Annotated in this window: 16 protein-coding genes and 1 pseudogene; 10 read left to right on the top strand and 7 right to left on the bottom strand. The window is 72.1% G+C overall.

The window, feature by feature from the left end:
* Positions 1-78 precede the first annotated feature (78 nt).
* Positions 79-360 (top strand): chaplin, encoded by a 282-nt coding sequence (locus OG453_RS23700; protein ID WP_266870462.1) that lies wholly within the window; start codon positions 79-81, stop codon positions 358-360.
* Positions 361-508: 148 nt separating this feature from the next.
* Here OG453_RS23700 and OG453_RS23705 read toward each other — a convergent pair whose 3' ends face one another.
* From OG453_RS23705 to OG453_RS23730, 6 genes and pseudogenes are all read right to left on the bottom strand, one after another.
* On the bottom strand, positions 509-967 hold the full coding sequence (locus tag OG453_RS23705; protein ID WP_266870463.1) for a hypothetical protein: 459 nt from the start codon (positions 965-967) through the stop codon (positions 509-511).
* 112 nt (positions 968-1079) lie between these two features.
* Entirely contained in the window at positions 1080-1757 is a 678-nt protein-coding gene (locus tag OG453_RS23710; RefSeq protein WP_266870464.1) for a vitamin K epoxide reductase family protein, read from the bottom strand.
* A 242-nt stretch (positions 1758-1999) separates the two neighbouring features.
* A pseudogene (locus OG453_RS23715) lies at positions 2000-2137 on the bottom strand (chaplin); the annotation flags it as partial.
* 96 nt (positions 2138-2233) lie between these two features.
* The gene (locus OG453_RS23720) at positions 2234-2518 is read right to left on the bottom strand and encodes a hypothetical protein (RefSeq protein WP_266870466.1); all 285 of its coding nucleotides are present in this window, start codon (positions 2516-2518) and stop codon (positions 2234-2236) included.
* Positions 2519-2762: 244 nt separating this feature from the next.
* Positions 2763-3422, bottom strand: a complete 660-nt coding sequence (locus OG453_RS23725; RefSeq protein WP_266870467.1) for a hypothetical protein — start codon at positions 3420-3422, stop codon at positions 2763-2765.
* 201 nt (positions 3423-3623) lie between these two features.
* Complete coding sequence (locus OG453_RS23730) at positions 3624-3863, bottom strand: chaplin (RefSeq protein WP_266873103.1); 240 nt, start codon at positions 3861-3863, stop codon at positions 3624-3626.
* Positions 3864-4208: 345 nt separating this feature from the next.
* On the opposite strand from OG453_RS23730, the gene OG453_RS23735 reads away from it, so the two are divergent.
* The 9 genes from OG453_RS23735 (at position 4209) to OG453_RS23775 (ending at position 13786) form a co-directional block, all read left to right on the top strand.
* Positions 4209-4343: a hypothetical protein gene (locus tag OG453_RS23735; RefSeq protein ID WP_266870468.1), complete on the top strand. Its 135-nt coding sequence runs from the start codon at positions 4209-4211 to the stop codon at positions 4341-4343.
* 33 nt (positions 4344-4376) lie between these two features.
* The gene (locus OG453_RS23740) at positions 4377-5543 is read left to right on the top strand and encodes a glycosyltransferase (RefSeq protein WP_266870469.1); all 1167 of its coding nucleotides are present in this window, start codon (positions 4377-4379) and stop codon (positions 5541-5543) included.
* Positions 5540-7024: a sugar transferase gene (locus OG453_RS23745; protein ID WP_266870470.1), complete on the top strand. Its 1485-nt coding sequence runs from the start codon at positions 5540-5542 to the stop codon at positions 7022-7024. Before OG453_RS23740 ends, OG453_RS23745 begins: the two co-directional genes overlap by 4 nt.
* Positions 7025-7121: 97 nt before the next feature.
* Positions 7122-8378 carry an O-antigen ligase gene (locus OG453_RS23750; RefSeq protein ID WP_266873104.1) on the top strand — a complete coding sequence of 419 codons (1257 nt, stop codon included), beginning with the start codon at positions 7122-7124 and terminating at the stop codon, positions 8376-8378.
* Positions 8375-10051: a murein biosynthesis integral membrane protein MurJ gene (murJ, locus tag OG453_RS23755; protein WP_266870471.1), complete on the top strand. Its 1677-nt coding sequence runs from the start codon at positions 8375-8377 to the stop codon at positions 10049-10051. Before OG453_RS23750 ends, murJ begins: the two co-directional genes overlap by 4 nt.
* Positions 10052-10118: 67 nt before the next feature.
* Positions 10119-10832 (top strand): polysaccharide deacetylase family protein, encoded by a 714-nt coding sequence (locus OG453_RS23760; protein WP_266873105.1) that lies wholly within the window; start codon positions 10119-10121, stop codon positions 10830-10832.
* On the top strand, positions 10829-12007 hold the full coding sequence (locus tag OG453_RS23765; RefSeq protein WP_266870472.1) for a glycosyltransferase: 1179 nt from the start codon (positions 10829-10831) through the stop codon (positions 12005-12007). The genes OG453_RS23760 and OG453_RS23765 overlap by 4 nt, the downstream gene beginning before the upstream one ends.
* A 7-nt stretch (positions 12008-12014) precedes the next feature.
* Positions 12015-12677 (top strand): lipopolysaccharide biosynthesis protein, encoded by a 663-nt coding sequence (locus OG453_RS23770; protein ID WP_266870473.1) that lies wholly within the window; start codon positions 12015-12017, stop codon positions 12675-12677.
* On the top strand, positions 12677-13786 hold the full coding sequence (locus OG453_RS23775; protein WP_266870474.1) for a GNAT family N-acetyltransferase: 1110 nt from the start codon (positions 12677-12679) through the stop codon (positions 13784-13786). The genes OG453_RS23770 and OG453_RS23775 overlap by 1 nt, the downstream gene beginning before the upstream one ends.
* Before the next feature lie 27 nt (positions 13787-13813).
* Here the strand turns inward: OG453_RS23775 and OG453_RS23780 are convergent, their stop codons facing one another.
* Positions 13814-15103: a glycoside hydrolase family 26 protein gene (locus OG453_RS23780; RefSeq protein ID WP_266870475.1), complete on the bottom strand. Its 1290-nt coding sequence runs from the start codon at positions 15101-15103 to the stop codon at positions 13814-13816.
* Positions 15104-15161: the final 58 nt, after the last annotated feature.

Genomic DNA, 15161 nt, shown 5'->3' on the forward strand with positions numbered 1-15161 from the left:
CTGCTGTCAGTGGCGCCGTTGAGAGGAAAGTATGGGTGTGTCCATGTGCCCGTACTCGTCAATTCAAAGGAGAACGTGATGTCTCGCATCGCGAAGGCAGCCGGCGTCGCTCTCGGCACGGGCGCCGTGGTGCTCGGTGGGGCCGGTCTGGCCGCGGCGGACGCGGGCGCCCAGGGCATGGCCGTTGGCTCTCCCGGCGCCCTGTCGGGGAACCTCGTCCAGGTCCCGGCCCATGTCCCGGTCAACCTCTGCGGCAACACCGTGAACGTCATCGGGCTGGCGAACCCGGCGTTCGGGAACACCTGTGAGAACAGCGACGGGGGCAAGGTCAAGGGCAAGGGCAAGGGCTACGGCCGCTGACCCTCGGCGCGAAGCCCCCGGCGGTGACCACCGCCGGGGGCTTTTCTGCGGTCCGAACCGCGGATGTGCCGCCCCTGATAGACCTCGTCGAACGAGCCGGCGCCGGGCGGGCCCCCGCCCGTCCCGCCCGATGCCCGCTGTTCTCTCCTTACGTGAGGCCGGCCACGGCTGCCGGCGTCGTCTGCAACACCGGTGCGTGCAGGGCGGCATGGGGAAGCGCCGTCCCGGGGATGGGGTGGTCGCGCCGGGGGCGGGTCAGGGGGGCGCCGATCGAGGCCCCCGGTGTCGAGGTGTTCAGGTCTGATTCCGGCGCGGTGAGGTCGAGTTGATCGGGCCCGGCACTGCCGAGGGCGTCGGACAGGGGCGCCGCCACCCGGGTCGCAGGCAGTACGGTGCCGAACGGGATCTGCGGCAGGTTCGGGTCGGGGAACAGCCGGTCCTCCCCGATCTGAGGGCGGTCGGGCATGCCCGGCCTGGGGATCGGAATGCCGGTGCTGATCTCCGGGGCCTGCGTCTCCAGGGCCCATTCCAGGCCGTTGAGCGGGATGGCCACGGGGGCGGCCTCCGCGGCCTCGGCCGGAGTCCCCGACGCGGTCGCGGCGGCCACGCAGGTGATGAGAGCCGCAAGAGTTCCTCGAGTGGTCGTCTTCATGACCGGCAAACGACCCCGCGGGCGGCATCAGCGCAGAATTCCCTCGGTTGCACCAATTCCCCGATATTCAGCTGGTCCAGAAGTCCCACCAGCGGGTCAGGATCAGCATCCCGATCACGCCGACGTGCAGTACGGGAAGCACCCAGGTGAATTCGCCGAGGAACGTACGCAGCCCGGAAGGCGCGGGCAGCAGGCCGTTACGGATGTTGAACGACGTCACGTACCAGAACATGACGATCGTGGCGACCCAGGCCAGAGAGCACCACAGGCACAGCGAGTTGATCGTGTAGAGCGACTCGTACTGCAGCCAGGTGCAGAACCCCACCCCGAAGAGCGTGCCCGCGTTGAGGGACAGCCAGTACCAGCGCGGGAAGCGGGCCCGGCCCAGCAGGCCCATGCCGATACACATCACGACCGCGTACGCCGCGATGCCCAGCATCGGATTGGGGAACCCGAAGGCGGACGCCTGCTCGCTCTTCATGATGTTGCCGCACGAGACGACGGGATTGAGGCTGCAGCCCGGCGTGAAGTTCGGGTCCTCGAGCAGCTTGAACTTGTCCAGCGTGATGACCCACGCGGCAAGGAGACCCGCTGCCCCCGTGATGACCAGAAGCAGCGCGAAGGCACGGGTGCCGGCGACACCGGGTGGTGCGTCCGTCTGGCGTGCGGGTGCTTCGGACGTATGGACTTCGGGCCTGCGGGCCTCCGGAGTACGTGCTCCGGGCAGAGGTGCCTCGGTGTGCATGGGCTGCGGTCCTCACTGAATTCGGGGGGGGCGGCGGGCTCGGCACCCTTTTGCAGTAGTCGTGTGTCTCACCGTGGCCGTGGCGATTCCGCGCACAACTACCGCTCAGACGGCGGAAGTTCCCCCCAAAAAAAGGCGGCGCCCCGGAAAACCCCGAGGGCCGGTTCCGCGGAATCATCCGCGGAACCGGCCCTCGCCGTCGCGCGCCGTACGCCCGCGGCGGCGCTCCTCGGGGGAGCGCGTCAGCTGTTGGTGGCCTGGTTGCCGAACGCCGGGTTCAGGGCGCCGATCAGGTTGGCGGTGTTGCCCGAGACGTTCACTGGAACGTGGACCGGGACCTGGCCCAGGTGCCCGGAGATGACGCCGGGCGAACCGGCGGCTGCGGGGATTTCCGCAGGGACACGCCCAGGTATTTGCTTCCTTCATTCGGTGCGACAAGCCGAGAGGAAGGGGTGGAGCAGAGCTCTGATTCAGCTCTACTTCGCGAGGGGAAGTCCGCCGAGAAGCTGCGACGGCGCGCCGTTGCCGCCCGAGCGCACCTTTTCCGTGGCACCCTTCACGGTGTTGACGACCGAGTTGGCGTTTTCGGTGTCGAGGGCGTTGGTGGCTACCGGGGACGAGTCGAGGGTCGACTGGGTGGAGATCGTGTCCAGTGCACCGTTCAGGCTGGTGGGCGTGAGGTCGGCGGCGAAGGCGGGTGCGGCGGCACCAGCGATGACCATGGATCCGGCAACGACAGCGGCAGCCTTCAGGGGCTTCATCGTGTTCCTTTCTTGGGCGACGGGTGGTCGCCAGAGGGGATTCTCACCGTTCACTTCGCCGTGGCTAACGACCGCTCTGTACAGCGGAAACTCTGTGCGGCGGGAAATTCCACGAACCCACCCGAACGAAGGCGGTGTCTCATACTCGTATGAGATGGGCGGCGGGAAGGGTATGGGGCGCGGGCATGAAAAGGCCGCCGCGCCGGCCCGGAAGGCCGACGCGGCGGGGGAAGCTGACTCGAAGTCAGAGCGGTAGCGGCACCGGGAGCGCGTCCGTCGGCAGCTTCGGCAGCGCGGGCAGGCCCGGCAGGTTGGGGACGGGCAGGCCGCCGCCGAGCAGCGTGGCGGCGATGAGGTTGACGAGGCTGGTGAGCACGATCGGAACCGCGGTGACGACCGCCCCGACGTCGCCGCCGGCGGCCGCCTTGAGCAGGGCGTCGACCGCGCTCTGAAGGGCCTTCAGGGCGTCGCCCTTCAGGTCGGCCGCCGCCTTGTCGTCACTCGACATGGCCTTGGGGACCGCCGGGACCGCCGGGGCCTCCGGGACCGCGGGGGTCTTGGGGAGTGCGGGGGCCTTGGGTGCCGCCGCCGCCGTGGCCGCCGTGATGGCGGCCTTCACCGCGTCGGCGTGCTTCGTGGCCTCCGCGGCGGGCAGTTGGCCGTTGTCGGCCTTGAGGACGGCGTCGAGCAGGGCGGTGACCGGGGTGAGCACACCGCCGACGTCGCCCAGGGTCTTGATCTGGGCGAGCAGCGCGTCCGCTCCGGGTACCGGCGCGCGGGCCGCCGCCTGGGCGCTGCCGTGGGGGGAGTCGTTCTCGGCGGCGATGACGGGACCGGCCGCCCCGAGGAGGAGTGATGCGCAAAGGACGGAGGTCGCGATACGCCGTGCGGGCAGAGCGCGCATGGATGTTCCCTTCGATGATGCGTCAGATCTTGTGTTCACCGTGAAAGCGGTGAAGGCCGACCGCAACCGAGCGACTGCCATTTGGGGCATGCGGGCCGTGCGGGTCCACGCGGGGCGAAGCGGAACGCACGACGGCCGCCCTCCCAAGGGGAGGACGGCCGTCGCGGAGAGCCGGCTGCTGAGGCGTCAGCTGCCGAGGTGTCAGCGGTTGATGCAGTCGTTGCCGAAGGCCGGGTTCATCACGCCGATGACGTTGACGGTGTTGCCACAGACGTTGACCGGAACGTGAACCGGAACCTGAACGGCGTTGCCCGAGGCGACGCCGCGGGAGTTGGTGGCGGCGCCCTTGGCGCCGGCGTCGGCGGCGGCGATGCCGGCGCTGCCGGCCAGGGCGGCAGCGGCAACGGAGGTGAGGGCGAAAGCCTTCGCGGTACGCGACATGGAGAGTTGCTCCTTGGTCAGTTGATGCATCGGCAGGCGGAGTGCCCGGCCCATGGATCAACGGGCGTCGCTCGCCGGGGTTGTGGACCCAAAAGGGTGATCTGCGGGCGCGGCGTTTACGCGGCGGCCTCCGGCCGGTGTTCCCGGCGGGCCGTGGACGCGCGGTGCTTCACGAATCCGACACACTTGTCAGCCTTCCTGGATAAATTCAAAAAGCGGCTAGTGTTGCTCTCCTCCTGAAGCCATTAGACAGAACGAGTGCGGGAAGTTCACGAGGTCAGTGTGACTTTCACATTCAATTCTCCCTCCTGGTTCGGAACCTTTCCCGAAAGGGCAACGCCGGTCATGCGCAATTCCCTGGGCCCGCTTCTGCGCCGTGTGATGCTGCGCGCCCTTTCTTTCGCGGATGGGGAGCAGAAGCCGGCGTACGCCAACAGCTGGGCCGGTGTGCTCTTCGTCGCTGTCGACGCGAAGCGGTAGCGCACCTCCTTCCCCCTGAGCAAGGCGCCGTGCATGCAACAGTCATCAACGCCCCTCTGGCCGCGGGTCCTTCACGTCACGCAGCCCGTCGACGGCGGAGTGGCCCGGGTGGTCACCGACCTGGTGGGGTCCCAGCTGTCCGCGGGGATGCGGGTCGACGTGGCCTGCCCGGACGGCGGCCGTCTTGCGGGGGCCGTGCGGGGCCTTGGCTGCGGCATGCACCGCTGGGAGGCGACGCGCTCGCCGGGGCCGCGGCTCCCGGACGAGGTGCGCCGCATCGCCCGTATCGTCGACGAGCTCCGCCCGGACGTGGTGCACGCGCACAGTGCCAAGGCGGGGCTCGCGGCACGCATCGCCGTGCGCGGCCGATTTCCCACGGTGTTCCAGCCGCACGCGTGGTCCTTCGAGGCTGTCGGCGGCGTCACCGCCCAACTCGCGCTGCAGTGGGAGCGGTTCGGGGCTCGGTGGGCCTCGCACGTGGTCTGTGTCAGCGAGGCGGAGCGGCGTACCGGGCAGCGTTCCGGGATCGCCGCCCGCTGGTCGGTCGTCCCCAATGGGGTGGACGTCGGGCGCTTCGGGCCCGGCGATGCCGATGCGGGCCGGGCCGCGCTCGGGCTCGACGAGATCCTCGCGCCCGGGGCGCCCCTGCTGGTGTGCGTGGGGCGGCTCTGCCGGCAGAAGGGACAGGACGTACTGCTGCGGGCCTGGGCGGCGGTCGCTCAGCGGTTGCCGCACGCCCGGCTCGTGCTGGTGGGGGACGGGCCCGATGGTCCCGCGCTGCGCCGCCAGGCGCCCCCGTCCGTGCTGTTCGCCGGGGACATCGAGGACGCCGCGCCCTGGTACCGGGCCGCCGACCTCGTCGTCCTGCCGTCCCGGTGGGAGGGCATGGCGCTCGTACCGCTCGAGGCCATGGCCTGCGCACGCCCGGTCGTGGTCACCGATGTGGACGGCGCGAGCGAGAGCCTGCCGCCCGGACTCGTGCCGCACGGCCTGGTTCCCGCGGAGGACCCCGGGGCCCTCGCGCGGGCCCTCACCGGTCTGCTGGGCGACCGGCAGCTGTGCGCGGCGCTCGGCCGCCAGGCGCACCGCCACGTACGGAACACCCATGACGTGCGGCACACCGCGGACGCTGTCGCGGCCGTGTACCGGGAGCTGCTGGGCGTGGGTCCCACCGAGTGCAGGGAGTCCATCAACCCGTGAGTGCGGAACGAAGCGTCGCCACCCCTGCCGCGCAGCCACGGGCCGCGGACCAAGCCGTCGCCACCGCATCGGTCGTCCCTCCCCGCGCGGCCGGGCGAAGCCTGCGGACGACCATCGGCCTCGGCTCATCCGCGCGCCGCCCCGCGGCCTTCCCGCTGCTGGCCGCCGACTGCGCCGCGGTCCTGCTCGGCGCCATGCTCCTCGCCGCGCCGCAGCGCCACCCCCTGCTGGTGGCCATGCTGGTCGTCGGTGTGACCAGCCTGAACACCCGCGCCGCGCTGTACCGCAGGGTGGCCGTGCCCTCCGCCCTCGACGAACTGCCCGCGCTGGCCTGGCAGATCGCGGTTACGTGGGGCGCGGCAGGGCTCCTCGCGGCGAACTTCTCCGCGCTCGAACCGGTCTCCCTCACCAACCTGGCGTCGGCGGCCGCCCTGCAGTGCGTGCTCAGCTGCGCCGGGCGCGGCACCGTCTACCTGCGGGCGCGCCGTGCGGTGCTCCGGCAGCCGCGACCGGCGCTCGTCGTCGGCCCCGGTGCCGTCGCGCGCCGGGTGGCCGACGCGGTGCTTCGCCATCCGCAGGCCGGGGTGCGGCCCGTGGGCATCGTGGGGGATGCGCAGGGCGAGCGTCCTGAAGCGGCGGAGGGTGCCGAACTGCCGGTGCTGCGCACGCTGGAGGAGCTGCGCCGCGCGGTCATCCAGAACAGCGTGCGGACCCTGCTGGTCGTCGGGCCCGACCCGGGCCCGGAGCAGATCGGCTGGCTGCGGTCGCTGAGCGCGTCGGGCTGTGACGTCTGGGCGGTCGACGCGACGCAGCCGCCGGGGTACGACGCACCGGGCCGCCGGTATCGCTCGGGGCGCATCGCCGGGTTCCCCTGCCGCCCGCTCGCACCGGCCGGGCAGCGGCACCACAGCGTCAGCAAACGCGGCCTCGACCTGGTGACCTCCGGGATCCTGCTGTTGCTGCTCAGCCCCGTCCTGCTGGCCTGCGCCGCCGTCCTGCGGTCCAGCGAAGGACCCGGAGTGATCTTCCGTCAGGAGCGCATCGGCAGGGACGGGCGGCCCTTCACCCTGCTGAAGTTCCGCACCCACCGTCCCGCCGATCCGCACGAGGCGGCCACCCGGTGGACCGTCGCGGGCGAGCAGCACATGAGCGGGTTCTGCCAGTTCCTGCGCCGTACCTCGCTCGACGAGCTGCCGCAGCTGTGGAACGTCCTGCGGGGCGACATGAGCCTGGTCGGTCCGCGCCCCGAACGCCCTTATTTCGTGGCCAAGTTCAGCCAGACGTATCCCGGCTACGCGGAACGCCACCGCATGCCGACCGGCATCACGGGCCTCGCGCAGATCCAGGGTCTGCGGGGCGACACCTCGATCGAGGACCGGTGCCGCTTCGACAACGCCTACATCGACAGCTGGTCGTTCTGGCAGGACCTGTGCATCCTGCTCCGGACCGCGGCCTCCCTCGTACGCCCGTCAGGGAGTTGACCCGGTGAACAGCGCTTCGGTCAGTCTCGTCCCGCCCGGCTCACCGGCCGCCGCGATCTCGGCGGCACTGCGCGGGGCCGCGCCCGTGCTGCCGGTCATGCTGCTGGTCGGGCTGCTCGCGCTGCCCGTGCCGTCGAGCGGCGCCGAATCCGGGGGCGGCACGATCGCCGACGCCGCTTCCGGTCTCGTCGTGCTCTGGTGCGTGGCCCACGCCGTGCGCACGGCGCGGCGGCCGCTGACCCGGACCGCCGCCGTCGTGCTCGGCCTTCCCGTGCTCGGCGTCGCGGTCGCCGCCGTCGGCGCGTCCGCCGCGTCCGCCGGGGCGACCGGCCTGGTGCGCTACCTGCAGATCTTCGTCCTGGTGCCGGCCGCGGTCCTCGTACTCGTCAGGGACCGCCGCGACTTCCGCCTGGTGGCCTGGTCCCTCATCGGCCTCGCCCTCTGGCAGGGCTCGCTGGGCGTGTACCAGTACGTCACGGGCACGGGCGCCTCCTACATGGGCTCGGACATCCGGGCCGTGGGCACCTTCGGCCCCTCCGACGTCATGGGGATGGCGACCATCGTGTCGTACGGCGTGGTGTGCGCCCTCGCCCTCGCGCTCGGCCCGGCGGCCTTGAAGCAGCGGCGGGCGGCGGCGATCTGCGCGCTGCTCCTGATCGTCCCCCTCGCGCTGTCCTTCAGCCGCGGCGCGTGGATCGCCACGGCCGTGGCGTGCGGCGCGCAGCTGGCGTTCGCGGGAGTGCGGCGGGCGCTGCGGGTGCTCGCGGCCACCGCCGCCGCCGCGGTCGTACTCGTCGGCGGGTTCGGGATCGGCACCGCGATGCTGCAGGAGCGGATGACCAGCATCACGCAGGTGACCGACGCCCCCGACCAGTCGGTCACCGACCGGTACACCATGTGGGCGGCGGCCGTGGACATGTGGCGCGACAAGCCGCTGACGGGCGTCGGGCTCAAGGCGTTCCCCGACCACCGCGACAGCCACGCGTCGCTGGCCCTCTCCTCGGGCAGCGACACCGGCGGCGCGGGCGCGGAGTTCCGCCGCCAGCCGCTGCTCTCCCCGCACAACATGTATCTCCTCGTCCTCAGCGAGCAGGGGCTGCTCGGCCTGTGCACCCTCGCCGGCAGCTGGCTGGCCTGCCTCGTGCTCGGGCTGCGGCGTCTGGTGCAGGTGCGCGGCGGACCGGCCGGCCTCGACTGCGGCCTGGTCGCGTGCGGGCTGCTCATGTGGCTGCTTGTGGACTTCGCGTACGCCGACATCGGCGGCCCTTCGACGGTCCTGACGGCGGTCGTCCTCGGGCTCGTCGCCTGGTGGGCGCTGTCCCGGCGGGCGTTGGCCGGTGAGGTCCCGCGATGACGTCGACCACCCGCTCCGTCGATGCCGCCCCGTCCGGCAAGGTGCCCGCCCCTGCCACCGAGGCGGCGCCTCCCAAGGGCTCCGACCCCTCCAACGGTTTTCTCGCCAAGGCGGCTCTCGTCACCGCCGTGCTCACCGTGGCCGGGGCGGTGCTCGGGCTCGGGCGCGACCAGGCGCTTGCGCACTTCTTCGGGGCGGGCTCGGAGACCGACGCCTTCCTGGTCGCGTGGACCGTGCCCGAGGTGGCCACCACGCTGCTCATCGAGGACGGCCTCGCGTTCGCCCTCGTACCGGCCTTCAGCATGGCCCTGGCCCGCCGCCGCAGCGCGCGGGAGGACCCGGTACGGGCGCTCGTGGCCGCCACGCTGCCCCGCCTCTCGCTGGCGTTCGCGGGCGTCGGTCTCGTCCTGATGGCGAAGGCGCCGCACCTGGTGGCGCTGCTCGCGCCGGGCCTGCCCGACCCGCGGCTCGCCGTGGACTGCACCCGCCTCACCGCCACCTGCGTCCTGAGCTTCGGCCTCGCCGGCTACTGCAGCGCGGTGCTGCGGGCGCACCGCAGGTTCGTGGCGCCCGCCGCCATCTACGTCGCCTACAACGTCGGCATCATCGGCACCGTGCTCCTCCTCGACGGGCGCGGCGGCGTCCGGTCCGCGGCCCTTGGCGTGGCGATCGGCGGCGTACTGATGGTGGCCGTGCAGGCGCCGTCGCTCTGGTGGCAGCTGCGGCGGCGCGCGGCGCAAGCGCCGAGCGGCACCGCTACGGACGAGGCGTCGGCGGCGCGGCTGATGAGCGGCGCCCTCATCGCCACCGTGCTGCTGTTCGCGCTGTGCCGGCAGTCGCAGGTCCTCATCGAGCGCTTCTTCGCGTCGTCGCTGCCCGCCGGGGCGATCTCGCACCTCAACTACGCGCAAAAAGTCGCCCAGGTGCCGATGATCCTCTCCCTGATGCTGTGCACGGTCACGCTCCCGGTCGTCGCGCAGGCCCTGGCCGAGGGCGACGTCAAGCGGGCCAGGTCCCGTGTCGAGCGGGACCTGGGCCTCGCCTCGTGCGTCGTGCTGCTCGGCACCGCCGTGGTGATCGCGTGCGCGCCGCAGATCATCCAACTCCTCTTCCAGCGGGGTGCGTTCACCCCTGCCGACACCGCGGCCACGACGGCCGTCATGCGCGTGTACGCCCTGGGGCTCATCGGCCACACGCTGGTGGGGGCGCTGGTCCGCTCGTACTTCTCCGGGCATCGGGTCACGTGGTACCCGCTGGGCGCGATGGCGGTGGGGGTGGCCGCGACGGCCGCCATCGGCAGCCGGGCCGTGGACCTGTGGGGTGTACGCGGCATCGCGCTCGCCAACGCGGCCGGCATCAGCATCACGGCGGTCGTGCTGCTGTGCGGGATGGGGCCGCGCAGTGTGCCGATCCGGGTCCGCCGGGTCCTTGCCGAACTGGCCAAGCCGGCGGCCGCGGCGGTGTGCGCCACCGGATTCGGCGCGGCCGTGGCGCTGCGCGTCGCGTCCCCGCCGGTCGGTGTCGCGGCCGGGAGCCTGACCGTCGCCGGTGTCTTCGCGCTGGTGCTCTGGGTGCTGCGGGCCAGGGCCTTCAAACCCGTCGCCCGTTCCATCCGTTCGGTCATCCGCTCCGTCATCCGTTCCGTCACACGAAAGCGCTCGCATGTCCGCTGACACAGCATTGGCTGAGACGCCCCGGGCATCCCGCCCGCGCCGCGTGCGGCTGCTGCCCGAGGCGCCGATGTGGGTGGCCATGTACCACTCCGTGGACGACTGCGCCGACGACCCGTACGAGATCACCGTCCCCGCCGAGCGCCTGGCGGCCCAGCTGCGCTGGCTGCGGCGGCAGGGTCTGCGGGGTGTGAGCATGACGCGGCTCCTCGACGCGCGCGCCCGCGGCGAGGGAAGGGGCCTGGTCGGCCTCACCTTCGACGACGGGTACACCGACTTCGTCGACCACGCGCTGCCGCTGCTTCACCAGTACGGCTTCGACGCCACCGTCTTCGTCCTGCCGGGCAGGCTGGCCGGCGAGAACGCCTGGGATCCGCTCGGCCCGCGCAAGTCGCTGCTCGACGCCGACGGCATCCGGCGCGCGGCCGCCGAGGGGATGGAGGTCGCCTCGCACGGCCTGACCCACGTCGACCTCACGCTGGCCGACGACCGGGTGCTGCGGCAGGAGACCAGCGGCAGCCGGGAGGCCCTCGCCGAGCTCGTGGGCTGCGAGGTGGAGGGCTTCTGCTATCCGTACGGAACGGTCGACGCGCGGGTCGTCGACGCCGTGCGCGATGCGGGCTACCGCTACGCGTGCGCGATCTCTCCCGGCCCGCTGACCGGGATCCACGCCCTGCCGCGTGTCCACATCGGCCGGCGGGACACCGCGCTGCGGCTGCACCTGAAGCTGCGCCTCAACCGGTTCCGCCGCCGCGCGGCCGGTGAACCGGTGGTGACCCCGTGAAGGCCCTGCACATCATCACCGGCCTCGGCGTCGGCGGCGCCGAGCAGCAACTGCGGCTGCTGCTAAGGCACTTGCCCGCCTCCTGTGATGTCGTGACCCTCACCAACCCCGGCCCGGTCGCCGACGGTCTGACGGCCGACGGGGTGCGCGTCATCCACCTGGGCATGGCCGGCAACCGTGACGTGGGCGCGCTGCCCCGCCTCGTGCAGCTGATCCGGGGCGGCGGCTACGACCTGGTGCACACCCACCTCTACCGCGCCTGCCTGTACGGGCGGATCGCCGCGCGCATCGCGGGGACCCGGGCGGTCGTGGCCACCGAGCACTCCCTGGGCGACTCCCAGATGGAGGGCCGCCCCCTGACCGCCGGTGTCCGCGCCCTGTACCTGACCGGTGAGCGCCTCGGGCGGGCCACCGTGGCGGTCTCACCGTCCGTCGCCGAGCGGCTCAGCCGGTGGGGCGTGCCCCGGCAGCGCATTCACGTCGTACCGAACGGCATCGACGTCGAGCCGTTCCGCTTCGATCCACGGGCCCGGATCGCGGCCCGCCGCCAACTGGGCCTTCCCGACGAGGCGTTCGTCGTCGGCGGGGTGGGGCGGCTCGCGGCGGGCAAGCGCTTCGACGTCCTGCTGCACGCCCTGGCCGCGCTGCCCGGTGACGTACGCCTTCTGCTCGTCGGCGGCGGCCCTGACGAGGCGAGGCTGCGCGCGACCGCGCGTGAACTGGGCGTCGCGGAAAGGGTGTTGTTCGCCGGGGAGCGCCCGTACCTGGCCGCGGACACGGCCGCGGAGGGCGGCGACCTGCCCGCGCTCCTCGCCGCGATGGACGTCCTCGCGTCGCCCTCGCCCGAGGAGGCCTTCGGCCTGGCCGTGGTCGAGGGTCTCGCCGCCGGTCTGCCGGTGCTCTACGTCAGGTGCCCGGCCGTCGAGGATCTGCCGCCAGGCGCGTCCGGCGGGGCGCTGCGTGTCCAGGGGGACCCGGAGTCGTTCGCCCGGGCGCTGCTGCGGGCCCGGGACGCGGGGCCGCGGCCTCGGCTGCTGCTGGACGCCGCGCACCACTACAGCATCACGCGCAGCGCCGATCAGCTGATGCGTGTGTACGAGACAGCTGCCGCAGAACCGACCCCGAGACGCCCGACGCCGAGATGCCCGACCCGAGACGCTCGACCCCGAGAGTGAGTTCCCGATGACCGAAACCCTCAAGAGAAGGCACCGCCCGGCAGGACCGCCCGCCACGGTGCTCGGCCGCGTCAAGCGCCTTCCCGCGTGGTGGCTGCTGCCGGCGGGCGCGCTGGCCGGCGCCATCGCCGGTGGCGCGTACGGCGTGGTGAAGACACCGACGTACACGGCCACGAGTTACGTGCTCGCCGTGCCGCAGGAGAAGTCCGACCCCACCGCGGCGCTCGGCTTCGCCCAGGCGTACGGCCGCGTCGCCACCCAGCTCGCGGTGCTCGGCGACGCCCAGGTCGAGTCGGGGGTGTCGCCGCAGACGCTGCGCGACAGCGTGCAGGCGGCCACCTCGCCCGACGCGCCGATGATCTCCATCTCGGCGACCGCCGCCAAGCCCGGCAAGGCGCGCGACATCGCCAACGCCGTGTCCCGGTCCCTGACCAACAACGCCAACCACACCAAGGACAGCACGCAGGTACGGCTGCTCCAGCTCTCCCGGGCGATCAAGCCGGAGGCGCCCGCGTCGGCGGCACCGCCCATGACGGCCCTGGTGGGCGCGAGCGCGGGCGGCCTGCTCGGCGGCCTCGCCCTGCTCGTACGGCCCCGGCGCACCGAGGAGCCGGTGGCGGCCCCCGTGCCGGGACCCGCGCAGGCCGCCGATCTCGGCCGGGAGACGTGATGGCCCCGCACGGCCCCGCCCTGACCGCCGAAGTCTGCACGGACCAGGGGGAGTTCGGGGGGCTCGCGGCGGCGTGGGCGCGGCTGCACCGCCGCTGCCGGACGGCGACGCCCTTCCAGAGCCATGCGTGGCTGCACTCGTGGTGGCTCTCCTACGGCAGGCGCGGCCGGCTCCGGGTGGTGCTCGTGCGCAGGGACGGCGAGCTCGTCGCCGCCGCGCCGCTGATGCGGACGTATCTGCCGCTCCCGGCGCTTGTGCCGCTGGGCGGCGCCATCTCCGACTTCACCGATGTGCTGCTCGACGACGCATGCGCCGATGAGGCCTTGGAGGCGCTCGCCGACGGCCTGTCGAGGCTGGCACGCGGCGCGCTGATCGACTTCCGCGAGGTCAGGTCGGGTGCCGCCGTGGAGCGGATCTACGAACGGTGGCGCGGGCCCCGGCTGCGCCTGACGGACTCGCTCTGCCTCGAACTGCCCGCGGCCTCCATGGGCGAACTGCTCGGCCGGCTGCCCGCGCGGCGGGCCCAGCGGGTGCGCGCCAACATCCGCAAGATCGACGCACTGGGCGTCGAGCGGCGGATCGTACGCCACGACGAGGTGGACGCCTCGGTGCGGACCCTCCTTCATCTGCACCAACTCCAGTGGCAGGGACGGAAGGTGACGTCCGAACACCTCCAGCCACGGTTCTCCGAGCACCTGATCAGGTCGGTGGGGCTCATGGTCAGGGCGGGCGACGCGGTCGTCACCGAGTTCCGGCTCGACGACGCCGTGGTCGCGGCCGACCTGACGCTGCTCTCGCCCGGCCTGGTCGGCGGCTACCTCTACGGCGCGCATCCGCGGCTGCGGGAGCGGAAGGTCGACGTGGCGACCATGCTCCTGAACGCCAACACGGAGCACGCGGAGGGCGACCGGGCCCGCGTGCTCAGCCTCCTTCGCGGCAACGAGCCGTACAAACACCACTGGCGCCCCGAGGCGGTCACCAACCACCGCTTCCTGCTGGCCAGCCGCCGCACCGCCCCTGTGCTGCGGGCGGCCGCCTGCGACGCGGCCGCCCGCAGCCGCTGCAAGGAGTACCTGCGACGGCGGGAGGAGCGCGGCGGCGGTTCCTGAGCCGGACCGCCACCGCTCGACGCCTGATCAGCGGCGGCTCCACCAGTCGAGGCGCATGCACAGCTTGCCGCCGAGCCAGTACTCGACCCAGTCGCCCATCTCCAGCGGGGAACAGTTGGGCGGATGCGTCGGCGCGACCGGCTGCGTCGGCTGCGGGGCCGGCTCGGTGTCCTTGCGGCCGAAGAGCAGGGACCGGTAGGCCTTGGACGCCTTGGGGTTGTCCTCGCACTGCCACACGCCGTGCGGGCAGTAGTCGGTGACGGTGTTGTAGAGCGGTTTGTGCTTGTCCATCCAGACGAGCATTTTCCGCATGTATTCCTCGTTGTCGCCGTTGCGGAAAAGACCCCACTCGGGATACGAGATCGGCTTGTTGCGGGCGGCAGCGAATTCCACGTGCTCCTGCAGCCCGTACGGCTCACTCACCTGCTCGGCGAAGGACTGGCCCGCCGGCTGGTCGTAGGAGTCCATGCCGATGATGTCCACGACGTCGTCGCCGGGATAGCACTGCGTCCACGGAATGGCGTCGCGGCCCCGGCTCGGTGTGAAGTCGAACTTGAACTTCTGGCCCGGCACCGAACGCATCGTGGTGATGATGCTTTTCCAGTACTTCTTCCAGGACTCCGGGTCGGGACCGCATCGGTGGGTGTACGTGGTGCCGTTCATCTCCCAGCCGAGCACGATGACCGTGTCGGGCACCTTCAGCTTCACGAGGCGTTCGGCCAGGGTGCGGAAATGCTCGTCGAAATCGCCCGCGGCACCCTTGCGGAGCTGCGAGCGGACTTCCCGGTCACCGACGTCTCCCTCGTTGCGCTCCAGCATGGGGACATTGAGCACGAAGAGCCGGTCGTCCTTCTCTCGCCGCCACTGCGCCCAGTTCTCCAAGAAGTTCGGAGCACCCTCGATATTGCTCCACACGTCACCCGGCAGATAGGTGTGGCCGACGCGCAGCTCCGCGCCGCCCAGCCAGGTGCTGAGCTCCGCCATCCGCTCTACGCCCTCGGGGCCGTAGTCGAGATAGGCGCCGAACGCCGGGCTCCGCTCCGCCGGGTCGGGCGCGGTGGGGCTCGGCGGGACGGGTGGCGTGGGGGCGGCGGGAGTCGAGGTGGGCAGTACGGGCGGGGACGGCGACGCGGGCAGTGCGGGCGGGGACGGTGCGGGCGTCGTCGTCGGCAGTGCGGGGCGGAAGACCGGCGGATCGGGCTCCTGCCCGGCTCCCCACGCGTATCCCGGGCCGATCGCGAGCGCCGCCGACACGACGATTCCGGTGGCGATGAATACCGGCCGTTTTCTACTGGGCCTGTGTCTGTGCGGGGTCATGGCTGCTCCTCATGATGCTCCTCCATCCACTGACACTCAGTCATATGTATTTCTATTG

Source organism: Streptomyces sp. NBC_01381 (genome assembly GCF_026340305.1).
Classification (GTDB): domain Bacteria; phylum Actinomycetota; class Actinomycetes; order Streptomycetales; family Streptomycetaceae; genus Streptomyces.